This window comes from Thermohalobaculum sp., assembly GCF_058622915.1.
The window spans coordinates 1-21,813 of the sequence record NZ_JBZSYN010000206.1 but is presented as its reverse complement, the minus strand read 5'-3'; the positions used below and the strand labels follow the sequence as shown (position 1 = coordinate 21,813).

At 69.1% G+C, this 21,813-nt stretch carries 19 protein-coding genes; 10 read left to right on the top strand and 9 right to left on the bottom strand.

What is annotated here, in order from left to right; genetic code table 11:
* Positions 1-14: 14 nt before the first annotated feature.
* Positions 15-968 carry a peptidylprolyl isomerase gene (locus tag AC32QD_RS16110; RefSeq protein WP_492011528.1) on the bottom strand — a complete coding sequence of 318 codons (954 nt, stop codon included), beginning with the start codon at positions 966-968 and terminating at the stop codon, positions 15-17.
* 262 nt (positions 969-1,230) lie between these two features.
* On the opposite strand from AC32QD_RS16110, the gene secA reads away from it, so the two are divergent.
* On the top strand, positions 1,231-3,999 hold the full coding sequence (gene secA / locus AC32QD_RS16105) for a preprotein translocase subunit SecA (protein ID WP_492011527.1): 2,769 nt from the start codon (positions 1,231-1,233) through the stop codon (positions 3,997-3,999).
* Positions 4,000-4,192: 193 nt separating this feature from the next.
* Here secA and AC32QD_RS16100 read toward each other — a convergent pair whose 3' ends face one another.
* Positions 4,193-6,472 carry a xanthine dehydrogenase family protein molybdopterin-binding subunit gene (locus AC32QD_RS16100; protein WP_492011526.1) on the bottom strand — a complete coding sequence of 760 codons (2,280 nt, stop codon included), beginning with the start codon at positions 6,470-6,472 and terminating at the stop codon, positions 4,193-4,195.
* Positions 6,473-6,650: 178 nt separating this feature from the next.
* Between AC32QD_RS16100 and AC32QD_RS16095 the strand changes: the two genes are divergently transcribed.
* The 3 genes from AC32QD_RS16095 (at position 6,651) to AC32QD_RS16085 (ending at position 11,023) form a co-directional block, all read left to right on the top strand.
* Entirely contained in the window at positions 6,651-8,159 is a 1,509-nt protein-coding gene (locus AC32QD_RS16095) for a hypothetical protein (protein WP_492011525.1), read from the top strand.
* A 51-nt stretch (positions 8,160-8,210) separates the two neighbouring features.
* Positions 8,211-9,758, top strand: a complete 1,548-nt coding sequence (locus AC32QD_RS16090; protein WP_492011524.1) for a phosphate ABC transporter substrate-binding/OmpA family protein — start codon at positions 8,211-8,213, stop codon at positions 9,756-9,758.
* Between the two features lie 77 nt (positions 9,759-9,835).
* Positions 9,836-11,023 carry an acetyl-CoA C-acyltransferase family protein gene (locus AC32QD_RS16085; protein ID WP_492011523.1) on the top strand — a complete coding sequence of 396 codons (1,188 nt, stop codon included), beginning with the start codon at positions 9,836-9,838 and terminating at the stop codon, positions 11,021-11,023.
* Positions 11,024-11,158: 135 nt separating this feature from the next.
* Here the strand turns inward: AC32QD_RS16085 and AC32QD_RS16080 are convergent, their stop codons facing one another.
* Together AC32QD_RS16080 and metG are read right to left on the bottom strand one after the other, a co-directional pair.
* On the bottom strand, positions 11,159-12,388 hold the full coding sequence (locus tag AC32QD_RS16080) for an adenylate/guanylate cyclase domain-containing protein (protein ID WP_492011522.1): 1,230 nt from the start codon (positions 12,386-12,388) through the stop codon (positions 11,159-11,161).
* A 43-nt stretch (positions 12,389-12,431) separates the two neighbouring features.
* On the bottom strand, positions 12,432-14,174 hold the full coding sequence (gene metG, locus AC32QD_RS16075) for a methionine--tRNA ligase (RefSeq protein WP_492011521.1): 1,743 nt from the start codon (positions 14,172-14,174) through the stop codon (positions 12,432-12,434).
* Positions 14,175-14,358: 184 nt separating this feature from the next.
* On the opposite strand from metG, the gene AC32QD_RS16070 reads away from it, so the two are divergent.
* Positions 14,359-14,784 carry a hypothetical protein gene (locus tag AC32QD_RS16070; RefSeq protein ID WP_492011520.1) on the top strand — a complete coding sequence of 142 codons (426 nt, stop codon included), beginning with the start codon at positions 14,359-14,361 and terminating at the stop codon, positions 14,782-14,784.
* Between the two features lie 20 nt (positions 14,785-14,804).
* Here AC32QD_RS16070 and AC32QD_RS16065 read toward each other — a convergent pair whose 3' ends face one another.
* Positions 14,805-15,560 carry a GNAT family N-acetyltransferase gene (locus AC32QD_RS16065; RefSeq protein ID WP_492011519.1) on the bottom strand — a complete coding sequence of 252 codons (756 nt, stop codon included), beginning with the start codon at positions 15,558-15,560 and terminating at the stop codon, positions 14,805-14,807.
* A 112-nt stretch (positions 15,561-15,672) separates the two neighbouring features.
* Here AC32QD_RS16065 and msrB point away from each other — a divergent pair, with 112 nt between their 5' ends.
* Positions 15,673-16,068 carry a peptide-methionine (R)-S-oxide reductase MsrB gene (gene msrB / locus AC32QD_RS16060; RefSeq protein ID WP_492011518.1) on the top strand — a complete coding sequence of 132 codons (396 nt, stop codon included), beginning with the start codon at positions 15,673-15,675 and terminating at the stop codon, positions 16,066-16,068.
* A gap of 3 nt (positions 16,069-16,071) precedes the next feature.
* Here msrB and AC32QD_RS16055 read toward each other — a convergent pair whose 3' ends face one another.
* Complete coding sequence (locus AC32QD_RS16055; RefSeq protein WP_492011517.1) at positions 16,072-16,905, bottom strand: class I SAM-dependent methyltransferase; 834 nt, start codon at positions 16,903-16,905, stop codon at positions 16,072-16,074.
* A gap of 63 nt (positions 16,906-16,968) precedes the next feature.
* Between AC32QD_RS16055 and AC32QD_RS16050 the strand changes: the two genes are divergently transcribed.
* Entirely contained in the window at positions 16,969-17,634 is a 666-nt protein-coding gene (locus AC32QD_RS16050; RefSeq protein WP_492011516.1) for a pyrimidine 5'-nucleotidase, read from the top strand.
* A 7-nt stretch (positions 17,635-17,641) separates the two neighbouring features.
* Here AC32QD_RS16050 and AC32QD_RS16045 read toward each other — a convergent pair whose 3' ends face one another.
* Positions 17,642-18,343, bottom strand: coding sequence for a metal-dependent hydrolase (locus AC32QD_RS16045; RefSeq protein ID WP_492011515.1), 702 nt, complete (start codon positions 18,341-18,343; stop codon positions 17,642-17,644).
* A 151-nt stretch (positions 18,344-18,494) separates the two neighbouring features.
* Here AC32QD_RS16045 and gatC point away from each other — a divergent pair, with 151 nt between their 5' ends.
* On the top strand, positions 18,495-18,782 hold the full coding sequence (gene gatC, locus AC32QD_RS16040; RefSeq protein WP_492011514.1) for an Asp-tRNA(Asn)/Glu-tRNA(Gln) amidotransferase subunit GatC: 288 nt from the start codon (positions 18,495-18,497) through the stop codon (positions 18,780-18,782).
* A gap of 5 nt (positions 18,783-18,787) precedes the next feature.
* Positions 18,788-20,275, top strand: coding sequence for an Asp-tRNA(Asn)/Glu-tRNA(Gln) amidotransferase subunit GatA (gene gatA / locus AC32QD_RS16035; protein WP_492011513.1), 1,488 nt, complete (start codon positions 18,788-18,790; stop codon positions 20,273-20,275).
* Between the two features lie 63 nt (positions 20,276-20,338).
* Here gatA and AC32QD_RS16030 read toward each other — a convergent pair whose 3' ends face one another.
* Both AC32QD_RS16030 and AC32QD_RS16025 read right to left on the bottom strand, forming a co-directional pair.
* A complete protein-coding gene (locus AC32QD_RS16030) occupies positions 20,339-20,515 on the bottom strand; it encodes a hypothetical protein (RefSeq protein ID WP_492011512.1) in 177 nt (58 codons plus the stop codon).
* Between the two features lie 337 nt (positions 20,516-20,852).
* On the bottom strand, positions 20,853-21,059 hold the full coding sequence (locus AC32QD_RS16025) for a cold-shock protein (protein WP_492011511.1): 207 nt from the start codon (positions 21,057-21,059) through the stop codon (positions 20,853-20,855).
* Positions 21,060-21,515: 456 nt separating this feature from the next.
* Here AC32QD_RS16025 and AC32QD_RS16020 point away from each other — a divergent pair.
* The coding region (locus AC32QD_RS16020; RefSeq protein WP_492011510.1) for a hypothetical protein at positions 21,516-21,813 on the top strand (298 nt) is incomplete at its 3' end.

The following is a 21,813-nucleotide window of genomic DNA, read 5'->3' as shown; positions in this document are numbered from 1 at the left end:
AAGGACGCCGCAGCCTAGTTGGCGTTGTCCAGCTTGTCGTCGGCGCGGATCGCGTCGGGCGGCGGCGGCGTGTCGGGCATCACGATCTTGGCCTGCGCCCGCAGGTCCTGGATCGCCGCCTTCTGGGCCTCGCGCGCTGCCTCCTGCATCAGCTTGCCCCGCACCTGCGCTAGCGGCGGCACCGGGCGCTGGCGCCGGCCCTCCAGCTTGATGACGTGCCAGCCGAAATCGGTCTTCACCGGCTTGGAGATCGTGCCCGTTTTCATGGCGAAGACCGCGTCGGCGAAGGCCGGCACCATCTCGTCATGCGTGAACCAGCCCAGATCGCCGCCGCGCGACTTGGTGCCGTCGGTGCCGTACTGCTTGGCCAGCGCGGCGAAGTCGGCGCCGTTCTTCAGTTTCTTCTCGATCTCCTCGGCGGTCTTCTTGTCCTTGACCAGGATGTGCCGTGCGTGGACTTCCTCGACCGGCTTGGCGTTGACGTAGCGCTCCTTGTAGAGCGCCTGGATCTTGTCCGGGGTCACCCGCTTCTTGATCTGGGCGCGCAGATAGGCGTCGGACAGGATCGCGCGCTTCTGGTTGAGGACGTGCAGCGCCACCGCCGGCTGCTTGTCGAGGCCGTCCTTTTTGGCCGCGTCCGCCAGAAGCTTCTGGTCGATCAGCTGCTGGACCAGTCCGTTGTAGAGCACCTTGTCGGGCAGCTGCTGGTACTTCTGGGGCAGCTCGCGGCGCAGCGCGACCAGCTGACCCACCGTGATCGGCTCGCCGGCGACCTTGGCCACCGGCGTGTCGACCGTATAGTCCGTCGCGGCCTTGTCGGATTTGGAGGCCTGCGCCGCCGCTGGCGACTGGCCGGCCGTTTGCCCGGCGGTCTGTCCGTCGGTCTGGGCGAGCGTCGCCGCGCCGCCGAGGACCAGGCCGCCGAGAACCAGCCCGGTCCCGGCCGCCGTCAGAAGTAGCGATTTCACGAAAGTGTCTCCTTGGGTTCGTGCAGGGCATTCGGAGGCGGCAGGCGTTGACACTCCCCCTCCCCGAAAATATGTCTCGCTCCGGGTCTTGTCGCCGGATGGCCCGCCACGTTTACGCCGAAAGCGCCCGGGGCCTCAAGCGCCCAAGCGCAGATTTCCGCGCCGCGCCGGTGACACTCGCGTGAGGCCCGGTCCTCCCGCAAGTCCGGCGCGGCCCAATACATCGCGCGGCCGCGTGGCCGTGCCAGGAGGACGTCGTCGAATGCTGGGACTCGACAACCTGGCCCGGAAGGTCTTCGGATCCGCCAATGACCGCAAGATCCGGGCCACCGCCCGCCTGGTCGAGGCGGTGAAGGCGTTCGAGCCCGAGATGAAGGCGCTCTCGGACGCCGATCTCCGCGCCAAGACGCCCGCCTTTCGCGAGCGGCTGGCCAACGGCGAGACGCTCGACGACCTGATGCCCGAGGCCTTCGCCACCGTGCGCGAGGCGGCGCGCCGCGCGCTCGGCCTGCGCCCCTTCGACGTGCAGATCGTCGGCGCGCTGGTGCTGCATCAGGGCAAGATCGCCGAGATGAAGACCGGTGAGGGCAAGACGCTGGTGGCCACGCTGCCGGTCTATCTCAATGCGCTGACGGGCCGGGGCGTGCACATCGTCACCGTCAACGACTACCTGGCCCGGCGCGATGCCGATTGGATGGGCAAGGTCTACAACTTCCTGGGCATGACGACCGGCGTGATCGTCCCCGGCATGGAGGATCCCGAGCGCCGCGAGGCCTATGCCTGCGACATCACCTACGGCACCAACAACGAGTTCGGCTTCGACTATCTGCGCGACAACATGAAGTACCGGCTGGAGGGCATGGTCCAGCGCGGCCACCAGTTTGCGATCGTGGACGAGGTGGACTCGATCCTGATCGACGAGGCGCGCACGCCTTTGATCATCTCGGGCCCGACCGAGGACGAGTCCGACATGTACGTCAAGATGGATGCGGTGGTCAAAGAGCTGACCGACCCGGCCTATTACGAGCTGGACGAGAAGCAGCGCACCGTCACGCTGACCGAGGAGGGCAACGAGGTCGTCGAGCAGAAGCTGCTCGAGCGCGGGCTGCTGCCCGAGGGCGCCACCCTCTACGATCCGGCCTCGATCACACAGGTCCACCACGTCAACCAGGCGCTCCGCGCGCACAAGCTGTTCCAGCGCGACAAGGACTATATCGTCAAGGACGACCAGGTCGTCATCATCGACGAGTTCACCGGCCGCATGATGGAAGGCCGGCGCTATTCCGAGGGGCTGCACCAGGCGCTGGAGGCCAAGGAGCACGCGAAGATCCAGCCCGAGAACGTGACGCTGGCCTCGATCACATTCCAGAACTACTTCCGCCTCTACGAGAAGCTCGCCGGCATGACCGGCACGGCCCTGACCGAGGCCGAGGAGTTCATGGAGATCTACAATCTCGACGTGCTCGAGGTGCCCACCAACATGCCGGTGGTTCGCGCCGACGACCACGACCAGATCTTCCGCACCGTCGAGGAGAAGTACAACGCCATCATCGAGTCGATCCGCGACGGCCGCCAGCGCGGCCAGCCGATCCTGGTGGGCACGACCTCGATCGAGAAGTCCGAGGTGCTGGCCGAGCGCCTGACGAAGCTGAAGATCCCGCACAACGTGCTGAACGCGCGCTACCACGAGCAGGAAGCCGAGATCATCGCCGACGCGGGCGCGCCCGGCGCGGTGACGATCGCCACCAACATGGCCGGGCGCGGCACCGACATCCAGCTGGGCGGCAATGTCGAGATGCGCGTGCTGGCCGAGACCAAGGACATCGACGACGGCGACAAGATCGCCGAGATCCGCACCCGCATCGAGTCCGAGCTGGCCGAGGCGAAGAAGGCGGTGCTCGAGGCCGGCGGCCTGTGGGTGATCGGCACCGAGCGCCACGAGAGCCGGCGCATCGACAACCAGCTGCGCGGCCGCTCGGGCCGGCAGGGCGACCCGGGGCGCTCGACCTTCTACCTGTCGCTGCAGGACGACCTGATGCGGATCTTCGGCTCGGACCGCATCGACGGCATGTTGCAGCGTTTCGGCATCGAGGAAGGCGAGGCCATCGTCCATCCCTGGGTCAACAAGGCGATCGAGCGGGCGCAGGGCAAGGTCGAGGCGCGCAACTTCGACATCCGCAAGAACCTGCTCAAATACGACGACGTCATGAACGAGCAGCGCAAGGCGATCTTCGAGCAGCGCCGCGAGATCATGGCGGCCGATGACATCTCCGAGACCATCCACGACATGCGCCACTCGGTGATCGACGAGCTGGTCACCCGCTACGTGCCCAAGCGCGCCTATTCGGACCAGTGGGAGACCGAGGAGCTCGAGGCGGCCGTGGGGGATATGCTCGGCGCCGAGTTGCCGGTGCGGGCCTGGGCCGACGAGGAGGGCGTCGACGAGGAGCACATCCGCGAGCGGCTCTATGAGGCAACCGACAAGGCCTATGCCGAGAAGGAAGCCACGATCGACGAGCAGAACGGCGCCGAGACCATGCGCCGGATCGAGAAAAGCCTGCTGCTGCAGGTGCTCGACCAGCACTGGCGCGAGCATCTGGTGCGACTCGATCACCTGCGCTCGGTGATCGGCTTCCGCGGCTATGCCCAGCGCGACCCGCTGAACGAGTTCAAGTCCGAGGCGTTTTCTCTGTTCGAGAGCCTGCTCTCGCAGCTTCGTATCGATGTCACCCGCCAGCTCGGCGGGCTGAGGCCGATGACGCCGGAGGAGCTTGAGGAGCGCCAGCGCATGATCGCCGAGGCGCAGGCGCGGATGCAGGCCCAGGCCGAGGCGGCGGCGCGGCAGCAGGCCGAGGCGGAGGCCGCCCAGCGGCGGGCCCAGCCGGCCGTGGCGCTGGCCGCGGCAGGTGGCGCGGCGGCGGCCGAGATGGATCCCGCCAACCCCGACACCTGGGGCAAGGTCGGGCGCAACGCGCCCTGTCCCTGCGGCTCGGGCAAGAAGTTCAAGCACTGCCACGGCCGGCTGGCCTGAGCGGCTTATCCGGAGGCGGCGTGGCGTCCGGCTTGTCCGAAAAGGCGCATTCGAGATTATATAAATAAATCAACGACTTGTGTTGCGTCAAAATTTGGACGGCGGATTTTGCGGCGATCCGGCAGGGGATCCGGCCGCTTCACGCGAGGCGCCGGCACGGCGTTCTCCGCGGCGGGCAAAGCCTGCCGGGGCCCTAGCCGGCCTGCCGCAGCGCCTGCCACAGCCGCGCGGGCGTGAAGGGCGTCTCGATCGGCCCGGCGCCGGCGCGGCGCAGCGCATCGAGCACCGCCAGCGCGGTCGCCGGGATGGCGGCCACGGCCCCCGATTCACCGCAGCCCTTGACGCCGAGCGGGTTGGTCTTGGACGGCACCTCGACAAAGCTCAGGTCGAACATCGGCAGGTCGCGCGCCCGCGGCATGCGGTAGTCCATGAAGCTGGCGGTCAGCGGCTGGCCGGTGTCGGGATCCCACGCCATCCCCTCGCCAGTTACCTGGCCGATACCCTGCACGACGCCGCCATGCACCTGGCCTGCGACCAGCTCGGGGTTGATCAGGCGTCCGAAGTCGTCGGCGATGGTGTAGCGCAGGATGCGAAGCCGGCCCGTCGCGGGGTCGATCTCGACCTCGGCGACGTGGCAGCCGTTGGGGAAGGTGGCCTGGCTGTCGTCCACCCGCCCGTCGCCGGTGATCTCGCCGGGGCCCTCGGCCAGCTCGGCCAGAGTCGCGGCCCGGTCGGTCCCGGCGATGCGGAAGCTGCCGCCGCGCTCGGGCGCAAACTCGATGTCGGCCTCGGCCGCCTCGAGCCGCTCGGCCGCCAGCGCCCGGCCCTTTGCGATCACGTCATCGGCCGCGTTAAGGATCACCCGGCTGGCCATGACCAGCGAGCGCGAGCCGCCCGTGCCGCCACCGACCGGCAGCGCATCCGAGTCGCCCCGCATCACCTCGATGCGGTCGAAGTCGATGCCCAGCCGCTCGTGCGCCAGCTGCGCCCAGGCGGTCTCGTGGCCCTGGCCGGTCGCCTGGGTGCCGATCCACAGCGCCAGCCGCCCGTCCGGGGTGACGCGCAGGCGCGTGAGCTCGACCGGCGGGCCGCCGGTGCGCTCCATGTAGTAGGCGACGCCGATGCCGCGGTGGCGGCATTCGGCGCGTGCGGCCTCGGCCCGGGCGTCGAAGCCGGCATAGTCGGCCCGCTCCAGCGCCAGGTCCATGACGCGCTGCGGGTCGAGGCTGTCGAAGGTCAGCCCGCCGGGCGTGTGGTGGGGCAGCCTGTCGGGCGTCACCAGGTTGCGCCGGCGCAGCTCGGCGCGGTCCACGCCGAGGACACGCGCAGCCTCTTCCATCAGGCGCTCGGTGGCATAGATCGTCTCGGGGCGCCCGGCGCCGCGATAGGCATCGACGGGCGTGGTGTTGGTGAACACGCCGCGCACCTCGGCATGCATGGCCTCGATCGCGTACATGCCCCCGAGGATCACGGCCGAGAACATCGTGTGGATCGCCGCACCATAGGTCGAATAGTACGCCCCGAGGCCCGACAGGGTGCGCATCCGCATGGCGCGGCAGCGCCCGTCGGCGTCGAAGGCGCCTTCGATGACGCCGCGCAGGTCACGGGCCTGGGCGTCGGAGAGGAAGCTCTCCGAGCGGTCGCCCACCCACTTCACCGGCCGCCCGAGCGCCTGCGCCGCCAGCGCGCAAAGGCCGTATTCCGGGTGGTTCATCAGCTTCATGCCGAAGGCCCCGCCGACATCGGGCACATGGATCCGCACGCGCCCCTTGGCAACGCCCAGCGCGCGGGCGATCAGCGCCCGCATGCTGTGCGCCCCCTGGCAGCCGACCCAGCCTTCCCAGCGCTCCGACGCGGCGTCGTAGCGGATGTTGATGGCCCGGGGCTCCATCGAGGCGACCACGAGCCGCTGGTTCACGAACGGCGTCGAAATCACTCGCGCAGCTTCCGAAAATCGCCTCTCGGTAATGTCGTCATCGCCGCACTCCCAGCGATAGGCGACGTTGCCGGGTGCCTCCTCGTGCAAGGTCGGCGCACCCGCCTCGACGGCCGCCTCGGGGTCTGTCACGGCCTCGAGATCCGATATCTCCAGCTCGATGGCCTCGACTGCGTCCTGTGCCGCTGCCCGACTCTCGGCCACCACGAAGGCGACCGGCTGGCCGACGAAGCGGACGCGCCCGGCGGCGAGGTGAGGCATCGTCACCGGTGCCGGCTCGGGCGTGATCGGGAAGTCATTGCCAAGCGGCGCGAGCCGGCCCACGATCTCGGCATGGGTCCAGACCGCCAGCACGCCGGGCATCTTGCGCGCGGCGTCGGCGTCCAGCCGGTCGATCCTCCCATGCGCCACCGGGCTGCGCAGCAAGGCCGCATGCGCCTGCCCGAGCAGCGTGATATCGTCGACAAACCGTCCCGTGCCGGCAAGCAGCCGAATGTCCTCTCGCCGGCGCACCGGCTGGCCAATTCCGAATTTCATGGGTGATCTCCAAAACCTGCGCCCGAAAGGTTAAAGTGACACACTCGCGGGTCAAGCGTTGGCGGGTGCATTTCCGGGGTTGCTTCAACCAGAACTTTCATACAAAAAGGCAAGAATTGGGTTTCATTGAGAAAATCTCCGCAATGATTCGCCCCCCGGGGATTGGGGAGACCGTAGCGTGCTGAAAGACGACCGCATGATGGGCATGCTCACCTTCGTGGTGATCATGGTCGCCATGGGCACGCTGCTCCAGCGGGTCGACTTTGTGAAGCGCCTGTTCGGCACGGCCGGTCAGTCCGTCGTGCTCAAGCCTGACACGGCCAAGGTTCGCGCCACCGTGCCTGCCTCGATCGACGTGCTCGCCAACGACACCGGAGTCCGGGATCCGCAGGATCTGACCATAGCCGTTCCGCCGACATGCGGCCAAGCGGTCGCCAGTGAGAGACACATCAAGTACATGGGTACCCTGGGCTGTATCGGGCAGCAGAGATTGCGCTATGGCCTGCGCGGTACGGACCAGACGGCGGAGGTTCGCATCACCGTGGCGGCGCCCGCCGAGCCGGCGAGGCCGCCGGCACCCAGAACCCGGCCTGGGGCAGCCGCGACATCGGCCGCCGGGTCGGGCGAGGTCGCCTCCGGCGCGCCCTTCGCGCCAAGCGCTGCCGGGGCTGCCGGTGGCGCGCCCGGGTCGGCTGTGCCGGCAGCGCCGGTCACGGGCCCGGGCGAGCAGATGGCCTCGGTCCGTTCGCCGCAGGACGCGGCCACGCCGGCGCCAGACCGCGCGGCTTCGTCCGCCGCGCTGGGAGACCGAGCCGGTTCGTCGGCGACGGCGACGACCCCGGCGACGACCCCGGCGCGGGCCGGATCTGTGGAGGGCGCGAAGGAAAGCATTGCGAGCGCGTCCCCCGGCTCTGACGTACCGGGAGCTGCGGCCGGTTCAGGCGCCACTGCCGGCAAGCCACCGCTTCTGCCGACTTGCAAGACGCCTCCCACGGTGACTCTCGATGTCCGGCACGGCGCGCAAACGGAGGTGGCCATCGACTCGCCTTGCCAGCCGGGAACCGTGGCCGAGCTTTCCTATGACGGGCTGCGCTTCGCAATCGCGCTCGACGCCCGCGGTTCGGGGAGCCTCGCCGTCCCGGGCTTCACGGCGTCGAGCAAGGCGACGCTGAAGCTGGCGAAGCGCCAATCCGAGAGCTTTGACCTGTCCTTCAAGGATATCGGACGAATCGACCGCGTCGCCGTTGCCTGGAAGTCCGCGACCGGCCTAGCGCTAAACGCGTTCGAGTTCGGCGCCGGTCCGGACAGCCAGGGTCACGTCAGCCCGGCCGATCCGCGCAGCTTCGAAGCGGTACGCCGAAACGGTGGCGGCTGGCTGACGACCTACAAGCCGGTTGGGGACAAGGGCCAGCTCATCGAGGTCTACAGCTTCTGGCGCCGCCACGACGGGCCGTCCGGGGTAGTCCGGCTGGCGCTCGATCCCAACCATACGGGCGGGGCCGGTACGGCTGCCTGCAAGGCGGGCAGGGGACGGGAGGAGGACTATGTCGTGCTCCGCTCGATGGCGGGAAAGCTCGTGCGGTCCCGTCTCGGTCGGATTGCGCCGCTCGATTGCACGGCGTTGGCCAGCGCGCGGGACCATTATATCGAGAATGCCGTCGATGACCTGATCGTGAGGCACAGGTAGCGACACGGTGGCCGGGGCGAAGGGCCGGGGAAGCGGGGTACGAGAATGCGAGTGAAGCTGACCGGGCTTGTCGCCGCCGGCATGGCGCTGATGATGGCGTTTGGTACCGCGCGCGCCCAGCCGACCGTGACGCTGCGGTCAAACGACGGTGCGACCCAGGTCACCGGCGAGCTGCTGAACTATGACGGTACCACCTACAAGGTGCGTACCGGCGTAGGCACAATTACCCTGCAGGCGGCACAGGTGAGCTGCGAGGGGGCGGGGTGCCCGGTCAAGATGGCGTATGGCGAGCATTTCGGCATTGCCGGCTCGAATCTGATCGGCCATTCGCTGATGCCTGCGCTGGTCGAGGGCTATGCCGACACGCTCGGCGCACATGTGGTGCGCGAGGTGGGCAGCGCACCGGACGAGGAGGTGATGCACCTTCTCGATGCGAAGGACCGGGAGATCGTTACGGTCGACCTCAGCGCGCACGGGACTGCCTCGGCGTTTGCGGCGATGGCTGCCGGAAAGGCCGTGATCGGCCTTGCGTCGCGGCGCATGGCGGGCTCGGAGGCCGGGCTGAAAGGGCTCGCCGACACCGCGAACGAACATATCCTGGCACTGGATGGCCTGATCCTGGTCGTGCATCCGAAGAACCCGGTGCAGGCACTCAGTCTTGACCAGATCGCCGCATTGTTTGCCGGCCGGATCAAGAGCTGGGCGCAACTGGGCGGCCCGGACGTTGCCGTGAAACTCTACCTCCCTTCTAAGGGGTCGGGCACGCTCGACAGCTTCCAGACGATGGTGATGCAGCCGCGCGGCCTCGCTCTCAGCTCGAACGCCGAGCGGGTCGATGGCAATGCCCAGCTTTCCGACCTAGTCTCGATCGACCCGGGCGGCATCGGTGTCACCGGCTTTGCCTTCGCCCGCGCCGCGAAAGTGCTGGCGATCCGCGAGCAATGCGGCATCGTTTCGCGCCCGACGCCGTTTTCCATCAAGGCTGAAGAGTACCCGCTCTCGCGCCGGCTCTATGCCTACACGGTGAGCCAGAAGATTCCTAGCCAAGCTCGGGCACTCCTGGCCTACGCGCTTTCCGACACGGCCCAGCCGATCATCGCCGATGCCGGCTACGTCGACCGCAGTATCGAAAGCCAGGGCATCAACGTGCAGGGGGCGCGACTGGTGCACAGCTTGACCAGTCCCGAGGAGTTCTCGCTGCCGCTGTTTCGCGAGATGCTGGGCGAGCTGAAGGATGCCAGGCGGCTCAGCCTGACGTTTCGCTTCAGGCGTGGCTCGACAAATCTCGAGACCCGGTCCCAGTCCGAGGCGACCCGCTTTGCCCACAGCCTGGCGGCGGGAGACTATGCCGGCAAGGATGTGCTGCTTGTCGGGTTTGCCGATTCGGTGGGGCCATTCGAGGTCAATCGCGGCCTGGCGCAGCGTCGCGCCGAGGCAGTTCTGGCGGCGCTGAAGGCGGCGGTGCCCGACGGGGCGCTGGCGGATGTATCGATCCAGGTGCAGAGCTATGGCGAGCTCACGCCCGTGGGGTGCAATGAGACCCGGGAAGGGCGGCAGCTGAACCGGCGGGTAGAGGTCTGGGTGCGCAAGGCCCGCTGAGGCCTGCCCTTGCGCCCGGGCGCGGCATGGGCCAACACTCGGCGCAAGTCATCCGTCAGTTCCAGGGAGCGCCATCCATGACTCGCGATGTCGTCATTCTCGGCGGTGCGCGCACCGCTATCGGTACCTTCGGGGGTGCGCTCGCCGGCACGCCCGCCACCACGCTCGCCGCGCATGTGGCGAAGGCGGCGCTCGGGCGCGCGAAAGTCGAGGGCGGGCAGATCGGCCACGTGATGTTCGGCAACGTGATCAGCACCGAGCCGCGCGACATGTATCTCTCGCGCGTTGCCGCGATCGAGGCGGGCATCCCCGACACCACTCCGGCGATGAACGTCAATCGCCTTTGCGGCTCGGGCGCGCAGGCGATCGTGTCAGGCGCCCAGGCCGTGGCGCTCGGCGACGCCGAGTTCGCGCTTGCCGGCGGCTGCGAAACCATGTCGCGCAGCCCGCACGCCATGCAGACGGCCCGCTTCGGGCAGAAGATGGGCGACACGAAGATTGCCGACATGATGATCGGCGCGCTCAACTGCCCGTTCGGCACGGGCCACATGGGCGTGACCGCCGAGAACGTCGCCACAGAGCACCAGATCAGCCGCGAGGATCAGGATGCCTTTGCGCTGGAGAGCCAGCGCCGGGCCGGCCGCGCCATCGAGGAAGGCCGCTTCAGGGACCAGATCGAGCCGGTCACGATCAAGACGCGCAAGGGCGAGATCGTGTTCGACACCGACGAGCATCCCAAGCCCGCCACCACCGCCGAGGACCTGGCCAAGCTGCGCCCCGCCTTTCAGAAGGAGGGGACGGTGACGGCCGGAAATGCCAGCGGGATTAACGACGGCGCAGCCGCGTTAGTGCTTGCTAACGCGGAAGCGGCCGAGAAGGCCGGGCTCAGGCCGCGTGCCCGCATCGTCGGCTACGCCCATGCCGGGGTGCCGCCGCGTGTCATGGGGCTGGGGCCGATCCCGGCCGTGCGCAGCCTGCTGGCGCGGACCGGGCTGGCGCTCGAGGACTTCGAGGTGATCGAGTCCAACGAGGCCTTCGCGGCCCAGGCGCTGGCGGTGAACCGGGGGCTGGGCCTGGATCCGGCACGGGTCAACCCCAATGGCGGCGCCATCGCGCTCGGCCACCCGGTCGGCGCCACCGGCGCGATCCTCACGATCAAGTGCCTCGCCGAGCTTGAGCGCACCGGCGCGCGGTACGGCCTGGTGACCATGTGCATCGGCGGCGGGCAGGGGATCGCGCTGGCACTGGAGCGGCTGGACGGTTAGGGCGCGGGCGCGGCGTGCTGCTTGTGGGCGTCGCCTGGCCCTGCGGCTGAGCCGGGGACTGCTCTCTTCAACTGCGAAAAGGAGGCCCCGGCTCAAGGCCGGGGCGGCGAAGAGTTTGCTTTCGGAGCAGTTGATCTACTCGGCCGCCTGCTGCGCTTCGGGCTCTGCCGGGCGGTAGGCGTAGAGCTCGAGCTCACGGTCAAGGTCGGGGAAGGCGTGCGGCCCCGCCGGCGTCCAGGCGTCGGGCATGGCGGCCGCGATCGCGGCGGTCGCCAGCACCGGCTGTCCCACCGTCTTGGTGGTCGTCTCGATCCGCTGCACGGTGTTGACCACGCGGCCGATGCCCGAGAAGGCCAGCCGGTTCGGCACGCCGATATTGCCGAACATCAGCTCGCCGATGTCGAGCCCGATGCCGAAGTTGATCGTCGCTCCCGCGGGCGTGCCCCTGGCGCGCTCCTCCTCGCACAGCCGCAGCGCGTCGGCAACCGCGGCGGTGGCCCGGCGCGCTGCGGCCGCCCCGTCGCCGTCGGCGATCGGGAAGATGCCGAGCACGCCGTCGCCGATGAAGTTCAGGATCTCGCCGCCATGCGCGATCACCGGCGCGGCGGTGCATTCGAAATAGCAGTTCAGGAGCGAGAGGTAATCGTCCGGCTTCATCGTGTCGGAGAGCCGCGTCGAGCCGCGCAGGTCCGAGAACCAGACCACGGCCGAAATGAACTCGCCATCGCCGCGTCGGATGTCGCCCTCGAGCACGCGCGCGCCGGCGGTGGGGCCGAGATAGGCCGTGGCCAGGTTCTCGGTCACGCGCTTCTGGATCGCCATGCGGCAGGCGATGGTCAGCACCTTCTGGATGTGGCTCAGCGCCTCGAGGTCGTCGTCGGTGAAGCCGCTTTCGCGCGTCGTGGCCCAGCTCGACAGGATGCCGGTGGGGCCGTCCTCGAAGGTCATGGCCTTGTCGATGGTGAAATAGGCCGCGGTCAGCAGGTAGTCGGTGTAGCCCTGCTCGGCGAACTCGTTCAACACGTCGAAGTCGAGCAAGGCGCTCTCGCCCGTGAGCCGCCGGCGGATGCGCGGCAGGCCGCGCGTGAGCGCGTGGTAGAACGGGCTCTTCAGCCAGCCGTCGCTGCCGGCGCTGGAGTGGTAGTACTGCTCGAGCTTCGCGCCCTTGCCGCGCCACCAGAAGATCTGCTCGGCGCGGAACAGCGGGTGCAGCGTCGGCCAGCTCAGGACGGCGCGCTGCACCGGGATGCCGACCGCGTGCAGACGCCGGCACAGGCCCTCGAACAGACCGACGATCTCGGGGTCGCCGAGCGCGGCGTCCATGAGCCAGCTCTCAATCTCGGCGACGAGCGTATTGTGCGACATGCGCCGAATTTAGCGCGACCGGCCCGCCGCGCCAAGACGGGGCTCAGGCCGCCTGGTTCGTGCCTGCGAACCGCGCCGACATCGCCTCCCGCATCTCGTCGGAGATCTTGGCGAACAGGTTCTCGGGCACGGTGAAGGCGTGCCCGGCGGGCAGGGCGGCCAGCGCGGCAGCCACGTCGGCGGGCCAGGCCTCGGCCTCGCCGGGGATTCCCAGCGCCTGAAGCATCCGGTCCGAGCTGTCGGGCAGGAAGGGCCGCGACAGGATGGCGTAGAGCCGGATCAGGTTGACGGCATAGCGGATCACCGCGGCGGCCCGCTCGGGGTCCTCCTTGATGGCGGCCCACGGCGCTGCGCGCTGCAGGTATTCGTTGCCCTCGACCCAGATGGCGCGCAGCTCGGCCGCCGCCTTGCGGATCTCCATTGCCTCCCATTGCGCCTCGTAGGCCTTGAGGCGGCGCGCGATCTCGGCCGTCACGGCCGCCTCCTCGAAGCCGTAGGCGCCGCCCGCGGGCACCTGCTCGCCGAACTTTGAGCGGCAGAACTTGGTCACGCGGCTGACGAAGTTGCCCAGCACGTCGGCGAGGTCCTTGTTCGCGCCAGCCTGGAAGGCGGGCCAGGTGAAGTCGGCGTCCGAGCCCTCGGGCGCGTTGGACAGAAGCCACCAGCGCCAGTAGTCCGAGGGCAGGATCTCCAGCGCCTGGTCCATGAACACGCCGCGGCCCTGGCTGGTGGAAAACTTGCCGCTTTCGTAGTTCAGCCAGTTGAACGCCTTGATGTAGTCGACCAGCTTCCACGGCTCGGCGCCGTCGTGGTTCGTGCCCATCAGCGTTGCCGGGAAGGAGAGCGTGTGGAAGGGCACGTTGTCCTTGGCCATGAACTGCACGTAGCGCACGTCGGCCGCACCAAGGTCGTCACGCCACCAGCGCTGCCAGGCAGAGTCGTCGAGGCCATTGGCGTCCGCCCACTCGGCCGTGGCGGCGATATATTCGATCGGCGCGTCGAACCACACGTAGAAGACTTTGCCTTCCATGCCCGGCCAGTCCTCGGTGCCGCGCTTGACCGGGATGCCCCAGTCGAGATCGCGGGTGATCGAGCGGTCGCGCAGGCCCTCGCCCTCGTTGAGCCATTTCTTCGCGATCGAGGTGGTCAGGATCGGCCAGTCGTGCTTCGATTCGATCCAGGCCGAGAGCCGCTCGCGCATCTTCGAAAGTCGCAGGAACAGGTGCTTGGTCTCGCGCAACTCGAGCTCGGTCGAGCCCGAGATTGCCGAGTGCGGGTCGATCAGGTCGGTGGGATCGAGCTGCTTGGTGCAGTTCTCGCACTGGTCGCCGCGGGCGCGCTCGTAGCCGCAATTGGGGCAGGTGCCCTCGATGTAGCGGTCGGGCAGGAAGCGGCCGTCGGCGGGCGAGTAGAACTGCTGCTCGGTCACCTCCTCGATCATGCCGGCCTCGTGGAGGCGGCCCGCCATGTGCTGGGTCAGGCGGTGGTTGCGCTGAGACGACGAGCGGCCGAAATGGTCGAAGGAAAGGCGGAAGCCCTCGCCCAGCCGCTTCTGCGTCGCCCACATCTCGGCGCAGTAGGCGGCCACCGGCTTGCCTTCCTTCGCCGCGGCCAGCTCGGCCGGGGTGCCGTGCTCGTCGGTGGCGCAGATCAGCAGCACCTCGTGGCCGCGGGCGCGGCAATAGCGGGCATAGGCGTCGGCCGGCAGCATCGAGCCGACCAGGTTGCCCAGGTGCTTGACGCCGTTGATGTAGGGCAGGGCCGAGGTGACCAGGATGCGGGCCATATGTGCCTCTTGGAGCAGGCCGAATTGCGCGCGCCCTCTATACCGGGTCGGGGCCGCAGGTCAAATGGGCGGCAAAGGGTCACGTCGCCAGATCGCCCTGGCCGTGAGATGAATGGCGGGTGGCCATGCTGGGGCCGGCCGCTGCCGATCCGCCGTCATGGCAAGAAGGGCCGGGAGGCGCCCGATGTTCGGCAAACCCTCGCTCGTGACCTGCATCGCCGTCGGCAAGACCATCGGGCTGTTGTTCGGCCTGGCCGGGTTTCTGATGATCCCCCACCTGCTGCCCGACGCGCCCGAGACGCTGCGCTGGGGCATCCTGCTGTGGTACGTCACTGTCGGCGCCTTCATCGGGGTCTCGGGCGTCATCAACCGGCACCCGGCGCTGGAGCTGCCGTTCCCCTGGTGGGCGCGGGGGCCGCTGATCGGGGCCTGGATGAACTTCGTGCTGACGCTGTTGATGTACCAGCACCTGCGCGCCTTCTCGGAGGCGCTGTTCGGGGCGGGGGGCTGGTTCAGCTCGCCCTACTGGTTCGTCGCCGAGGGGGCGGCGGTTGGCCTTGTGATCGGCTATGCACCACCCGCTTGGGCGGCGAGGGGCCCGAGACGGTAGGGCACTGAAGCGCCGCCCCGTCAGGCCGCGACGCGCCGCATCAGCCGCGCCCGGACCGTGGGCATGCGGGCGATTTCGACCCCGGTGAAGACGTGCAGCGTGTTGAGCTGGCTGTCGATCACCGCATGGTCGGAGACCCAGCCGCCCATGAGCAGATAGGAGCGCAGGAGCGGCGGCATCAGCCTGTGCGCCCGCCTGATGTCCGGGTCGCGCAAGCGCGGCCGCGAGGCGAAGCGGTAGACGCTCGGCGCCTTGGCGCGGGGCCGCCAGCGCCTGGGGGCGAGGTGCTTCTCGCCGAGCAGCGCGAAAGCCTCGGCATAGGCCTCGGCGTCGATGCCGGGGAAGGACGAGCAGCCGAAGATCAGCGCCACGCCGGTCTGGTCGACCAGCCGCATCATCGCCGCCCAGGCGGCGCGCACGATGTTGGGGTCGCGCCGGTCCGGATGCATGCAGAATCGGCCCATCTCGACCATCCGGCCCGGATAGCGGGCCAGGCGGCCGAGGTCGTAGGAGCGCGCCGCGTAGCTTAGCGCGACCCCGGCGTCGTCGTCGATCGGCAGTACGCGGAAGCAGCACACCAGGGCACCGGTCTGCGCCTCCTCGACCATCACGTGCCGGCACAGCGCGTCGAATTCGTCGCTGTCGAGGCCGCCGGGGTCGCATCCCAGCCCGCGGCTCTCGATGAAGGCGAGATAGCGCAGCTGTTGGCAGCGGCGCACGTCGCGGGCGCCCGCCGCCAGCCGCGCCGTGTATCTGCCTGACCGGAAGAGCGTCATGCGCGCCTCCCTCGGCAGCCCGGACCTCGCCGGGCAGCCCGTGGCGCATATATTCTGGCAAGATGGTTACGGTATCGTGACTCCGCCCCGCGGATCGCACAGCGAGGAGCCCATGCAGGAGAAAGTCAGCCGCACGGATGCCGAGTGGCGCGATATGCTCTCGCCCGACGCCTATCGCGTGACCCGCCGCCACGGCACCGAGCCCCCCTTTACGCACGACGATTTCCCGAAGGCCCCCGGCCGCTTCCGCTGCGTTTGCTGCGGCGCCGAGCTGTTCGACCAGGCGCACAAGTTCGATTCGCGGACCGGCTGGCCCAGCTTTTATCAGCCGGTCGCCGAAGGGGCCGTCGAGACGCGCGAGGACCGCTCGTGGTTCATGCGCCGCACCGAGGTGCACTGTCCGCGCTGCGAGGCCCATCTGGGCCATGTGTTCGAGGACGGCCCGGCGCCGACCGGGCTGCGCTATTGCATCAACGGCGTCGCCCTGACCTTCGAGGCCGAGGAATAGCGCTCAGGCTCGCGCGCGAATCACCCAAAGCGTGCCGGGCATCCGCACCCAGCCGTCGCGCACGAACGGCGCGAGCGCCGGCGAGAGTCGCCGCACGGCCTCATCGCGCAGCGCGTCGGGTTGGTCGCGCAGGCGCCGGGCGAGCGGGCCGATGCCGGTCAGCACCGCGGCGGCGCGGCTGACCGGGTCGGCCTCGCCAGGCTCGCCGATGGCCAGAGAGACCCGCTCCTCGGCCCAGGCAAGGTCGCGGAAGCCGGCGCCCTCGAGGATGGCCCGGAAGTGCTCGGGCTCGGCCCAGGCGAACGGTCCGGCGGCGCCCGGCGGTGCCGGCTCGGGCGGGCCGAGAAGCTCGTCCCCGACCGCCGCCGGCAGCCCCGCCCAGGGGTTCATGCCGATCTCGCGCCACACGACCAGCAGCGCGCGCCCCCCATCCCGCACCGCCCGGCGCAGATTGGCGAAGCCGGCCACAGGGTCGGCGAAGAACATGCAGCCGAAGCGCGAGAAAAGCGCGTCGAAGGCCGCGTCGGGGAAGTGCCACGCGGCGGCATCGCCCTCGATGAATTCCACATGTTCGCAACCCGGCCGCGCCCGGGCCGCCGCCAGCAGATCGGGCGAGATGTCGACCCCGGTGACCTGGCCCTCGGGTCCGACCGCGCGGGCTATATCGGCGGTGGTCGGCCCGGTGCCGCAGCCCAGGTCGAGGATCGCCTCGCCGCGCTTGGGCGCCAGCGCCCGCAACGCGACCTCGCCGACAGGCGCAAGCTGTCGCTCGAGCGCGCCGTGGTTGCGCAGCCAGGTGCGGCCCATGACTCCGGCCCATTCGGGAAGTTCGGCCATTTCTCTCTCCCGCCTGCGGGGATTCTGCGCTAGAGGCTCGGATCGCACGTTAGACATCATGCGATGAGCGAGAACGCTACACATACCCCGGAATGGGCGCAGGTCGAGACCTGGATCTTCGATCTCGACAACACGCTCTACGAGCCCGCCGCGCGGCTGTTCGACCAGATCGACGCGCGCATGACCGGCTTCATCATGCGCGAGCTGGGCGTCACGCGCGAGGCGGCCGACCGGCTGCGGCGCGACTACTGGCGCCGCCACGGCACGACGCTGCGCGGGCTGATGGCGCATCACGGCACCGATCCGGGGCACTTCCTTGCCGAGGTGCATGCCATCGATCTTTCCGCACTGCGGCCCGACCCGGCGCTGGCGGCAGCCCTCGACCGGCTGCCCGGCCGCAAGCTGATCCACACCAACGGCTCGCGCGCCCATGCCGAGCGGGTGCTCGCGGCGCGCGGGCTCGCGGACCGATTCGACGCCGTCTACGCCATCGAGGAAAAGGGCTACATCCCGAAGCCGCAGGCCGAGGCCTACCGGCGCATGGTGGCGAAAGCCGGCCTCGATCCCGCGCGCGCCGCGATGATCGAGGACGACGCGCGCAATCTCGAGGTGCCCAAGGCAATCGGCATGACCACCGTGTGGCTGTGCCACGGCAGCCCGGAGCCGGCGCCGGCATGGGTCGACCACCGCGCCCCGGCGCTCACCGCCTTCCTCGAGGCTCTGGCCTGAGCGGCGCTCAGGCCAGTTCCACCGTGCCCATGAACTCGGGCGCCTCGACGCGCACCGGCTCCACCAGCTTGCGGAATTCATCCGCAGACTGAGCGAGAAGCGGGAACGTCTTGTAATGGCAGGGAATCACGGCCTTGAAGTCGAAGAACTTCTTGGCCGCGAAGGCGGCGCGCTTCGCGTCCATGGTGAAGTGGCCGCCGATAGGCAGGATGCCGTAATCGGGCTTGTGCAGCTCTTGGAACACGCCCATGTCGGCCATCACATCGGTGTCGCCCGCGACATAGAGGGTCTTGCCGCCATGCGCGATCATGAAGCCGGACTCGTGGCCGGCATAGATCGGCTTGCCGCCGTCGCCCGCGACCGAGGAGGAGTGCGTTGCGTGCAGCATCGTCACGTCGACGTCGCCGAGCCTGACCGTGCCGCCCTTGTTCATGCCGATGGCGCCCTCGAGGCCGTCGCGGTTGCTCACCCAGGTGACCCAGTCGTAGATGCCGACCACGGGGGCGCCGGTCTCCTTCGAGATGCCCGGGGCATCGGTTGCGTGGTCGCCGTGGCCGTGCGTGACCAGGATGTGCGTCGCGCCGCGGATCGCCTTGGTCCGGTTCGCCATGTCGAAGACCGGGTTTCCCTCGTACCACGGGTCGAGCAGCAGCACCTGGTTGCCGACCTCGATGCGGAACGAGGCGTGTCCGTGCCAGGTGATCTTCATGGGGCATCCTCCGTGTGCTGTGTTCGCCGCCTGCAAGGATGGTCCGATTCTTCTGCGCCGCAAGCCCCCCGGAACCGTGCCGCCGGCCTTGCCCGCTGCCCGCGCGGCCGCTAAAGGTCGGCGCCGGGTAAAGCCGCGCCGCGAGGAGTCCATGTCGATCGACACCGAAACCGTGCGAAAAGTGGCCCGCCTCGCACGCATCGCCGTCACCGAGGAGGAGTTGGCGCCGCTGGCCGGCGAGCTGGGGGCGATCCTGGGCTGGGTGGAACAGCTTCGAGAGGTCGATGTCGCGGGCGTCGAGCCGATGACCTCGGTGACGCCGATGGCGCTCAAGCGCCGCGGCGACGAGGTGACCGACGGCGACCGCCGCGACGACATCCTGGCCAACGCGCCCGATGCGCGCGAGGGCTTCTTCGTCGTGCCCAGGGTGGTGGAGTGAGCCGCATGGCCGGCCTCGCCGCCCTGACCATCTCCGAGGCCCGCGAGAGGCTGCGCGCGGGCGAGGTGAGCTCGCGCCAGATCACCGAGGACTGCCTCGCCGCGATCGAGGCCGCGGGGGCGCTCAACGCCTTCGTCCACGTCACCGCCGAGCAGGCGCTGGCCATGGCCGATGATGCCGACCGGCGCCGCGCCGCGGGCGAGGACGCGGATCTTTTGGGCATCCCGCTGGGGATCAAGGACGTCTACTGCACGGCCGGCGTGCAAAGCCAGGCGGCCTCGAAGATCCTGAGCGGGTTCCGCCCGCCCTATGAGAGCACGGTCACCGCGCGGCTGTGGCAGGCGGGCGCGGTGATGCTGGGCAAGCTCAACATGGACGAGTTCGCCATGGGCAGCTCGACCGAGCATTCGGTTTTCGGTCCTTGCGTCTCGCCCTGGCGGCGCGAGGGGGATGACGCGCCAATCAGCGCCGGCGGCTCGTCGGGCGGCTCGGCGGCGGCGGTGGCGGCGGGCCTGTGCCTGGGCGCCACGGCGACGGATACGGGCGGCTCGATCCGGCAGCCGGCGGCCTTCACCGGCACGGTCGGGATCAAGCCCACCTATGGCCGCTGCTCTCGGCTTGGCATCATCGCCTATGCCTCGTCGCTGGACCAGGCGGGGCCGATCGCCAGGTGCGTGCGCGACGCGGCCATCCTGCTGCGCGCCATGGCGGGGCACGACCCGATGGATTCGACCTCGGCCGACCTCACCGTGCCCGACTTCGAGGCGGCGCTGGCCGGCGACCTGCGCGGCAAGCGCATCGGCGTGCCGGCGGAGTACCGCGAGGGGCTGGGCGCGGAGATCGCGGCGCTGTGGGATCGCGGCGCCGAGATGCTGCGCGAGGCCGGCGCCGAGTTGCGCGAGATCTCGCTGCCCTACACGAAATACGCGCTGCCCGCCTACTACATCATCGCGCCGGCCGAGGCGTCCTCGAACCTGGCCCGCTATGACGGCGTGCGCTATGGCTACCGGGCGCGGCTGGAGCAGGGCGACGGTATCCTCGAGATGTACGAGAAGACCCGCGCCGAGGGCTTCGGCGCCGAGGTGAAGCGGCGCGTGATGATCGGCGCCTACGTGCTGAGCGCCGGCTACTACGACGCCTATTACCTGCAGGCGCAGAAGGTGCGCACGCTGATCAGGCGCGACTTCGAGCGGGCCTTCGAGCAGGTCGATTCCATCCTTGCCCCGGCCACGCCGTCGGGGGCGTTTGGGTTGGGGGAGATGCAGGGGGACCCGGTGCAGATGTACCTGCAGGACGTGTACACGACCACCGTTAACCTCGCCGGGCTGCCCGGGGTCTCGGTGCCGGTGGGGCTGAGCGGGGCGGGGCTGCCGCTGGGGTTGCAGCTGATCGGGCGGCCCTGGGACGAGGCCGGCATCCTCGATGCGGCCTATGCGCTCGAACAGCGCGCCGGGTTCAGCGCGCGGCCGGCGCGCTGGTGGGAAGCAGGCTGACCGCCGGGCCTCCTGCCCAGGGCGGCGGTTACGGCTGGATCGCCGGTTCGCCCCGAACGCGACTCACTTGAAGCCGAGTACCGTGAAGAACGCAGCCGCGCCGAGGGCGAAGATGATCGCCTGGGTGCGGAAGCCAAGTGCAAACAGCAACAGAGCCGGCAATACCAAAACATAGAGATAGGGCTCGGACGTATCGAAGATCTTCTCGATCCACACCGTCTTCGGACTTAACGACTGCATGATGTGGCCGCTCCGGAATGCTCAGAGTCGCTTGCCGGCCGCGCGCGCGACAAGGCAAGGACTCTCAAGTTTTAACCTGAAACTTCACAGATTTGCAACGCCTTCCCGCCTCACGAGTCCGGGATACTCCAAGTATAGCATTGAAATTCAAGCATTTTCACGTCAGAAACCTGTCTCGCCGGACTGCCGCGGTTGCCGGCAAGCAACAACCTGGGCACTGAAAAGCCCGGTCAGGGGTCCGGCGTTGCGGACTCCGGACCGGCAGACCGGCGTGGTGCGGCAGGCGCCGTGCGGGCCCGTCGGACCCTCCCCGGGCGGCAGCCGCGGCGCGGCGAGGTCATATGAGCTTGAGGTCGCTGGCCGAGGTGCGCCCGTCGCGACCCGCCTCGAGCTCGAAGGACACGCGCTGGTCGTCCTTGAGCCCGTCGAGGCCGGCGGCCCGCACCGCCGTGATGTGCACGAAGACATCCTTGCCCCCCTCGTCGGGAGCAATGAAGCCATAGCCTTTCTGGGTGTTGAACCACTTGACCGTGCCGGTGGCCATGATGCCGTCTCCTCTCCCTGCGGCCCGGCGAGGCCGGGTCCCAATTCGCGGCGCAGACCTCCCGCGGATCGTCCGGGGTCGGCCACCCCCGGAGGGCCGAGGCGACGAGGAAGTGTACCCGAAACCCCTCACACACCGGTGGTTGCGGCGCTTTTTTTACCCGATTTTGCCTTTCCAGACAATCGCCGGCCGCGCCGCGGGCGCGTATACGCGGGTAAACACGGGTCGCGCCGCGGCCGTGTCAACAACGGTCAACGCGAAATCCGGAAACTCGAAGAATTTCGGCATCGACGGCAAAACCGGCCGGAATATGGTTAATTTGGCCGCAACTCCTATAGTCGGACTATAAGAGTCGGCGCCCCCGGCAGGGGCGGTCTTGACGCGGATCAAGGCGCGGGGCGCAGCCGCGCGCGAGACTGCCCGCGCATCGCAGGCAGACAGCGGGAGAGACGCCGCGTGATCAGCATCGAGGACTGCATCGCGCTCAGTGGCCTGAGCCGCGAGGAAGTCGACGCCATCGCCGAGCACGAGCACCTGCCCGAGGCGGCGGCGACGGCGCTGGCGGCCTGGCTGATGAGCAAGCAGGAGCGCGGCGAGCTGGAGGTCGGCGCGATGATCTGCGACGACATCCGCGCGGCGCTCGCTCACGGCAACCATGCGCACGCGGCCGCGCTGCTGACGGCGCTCAGGCACTTCCTGGCCGCGCATCCCGGGATGCGGCGCAAGGCGGCGCTCAGTCGCCGAGCGGCAGACC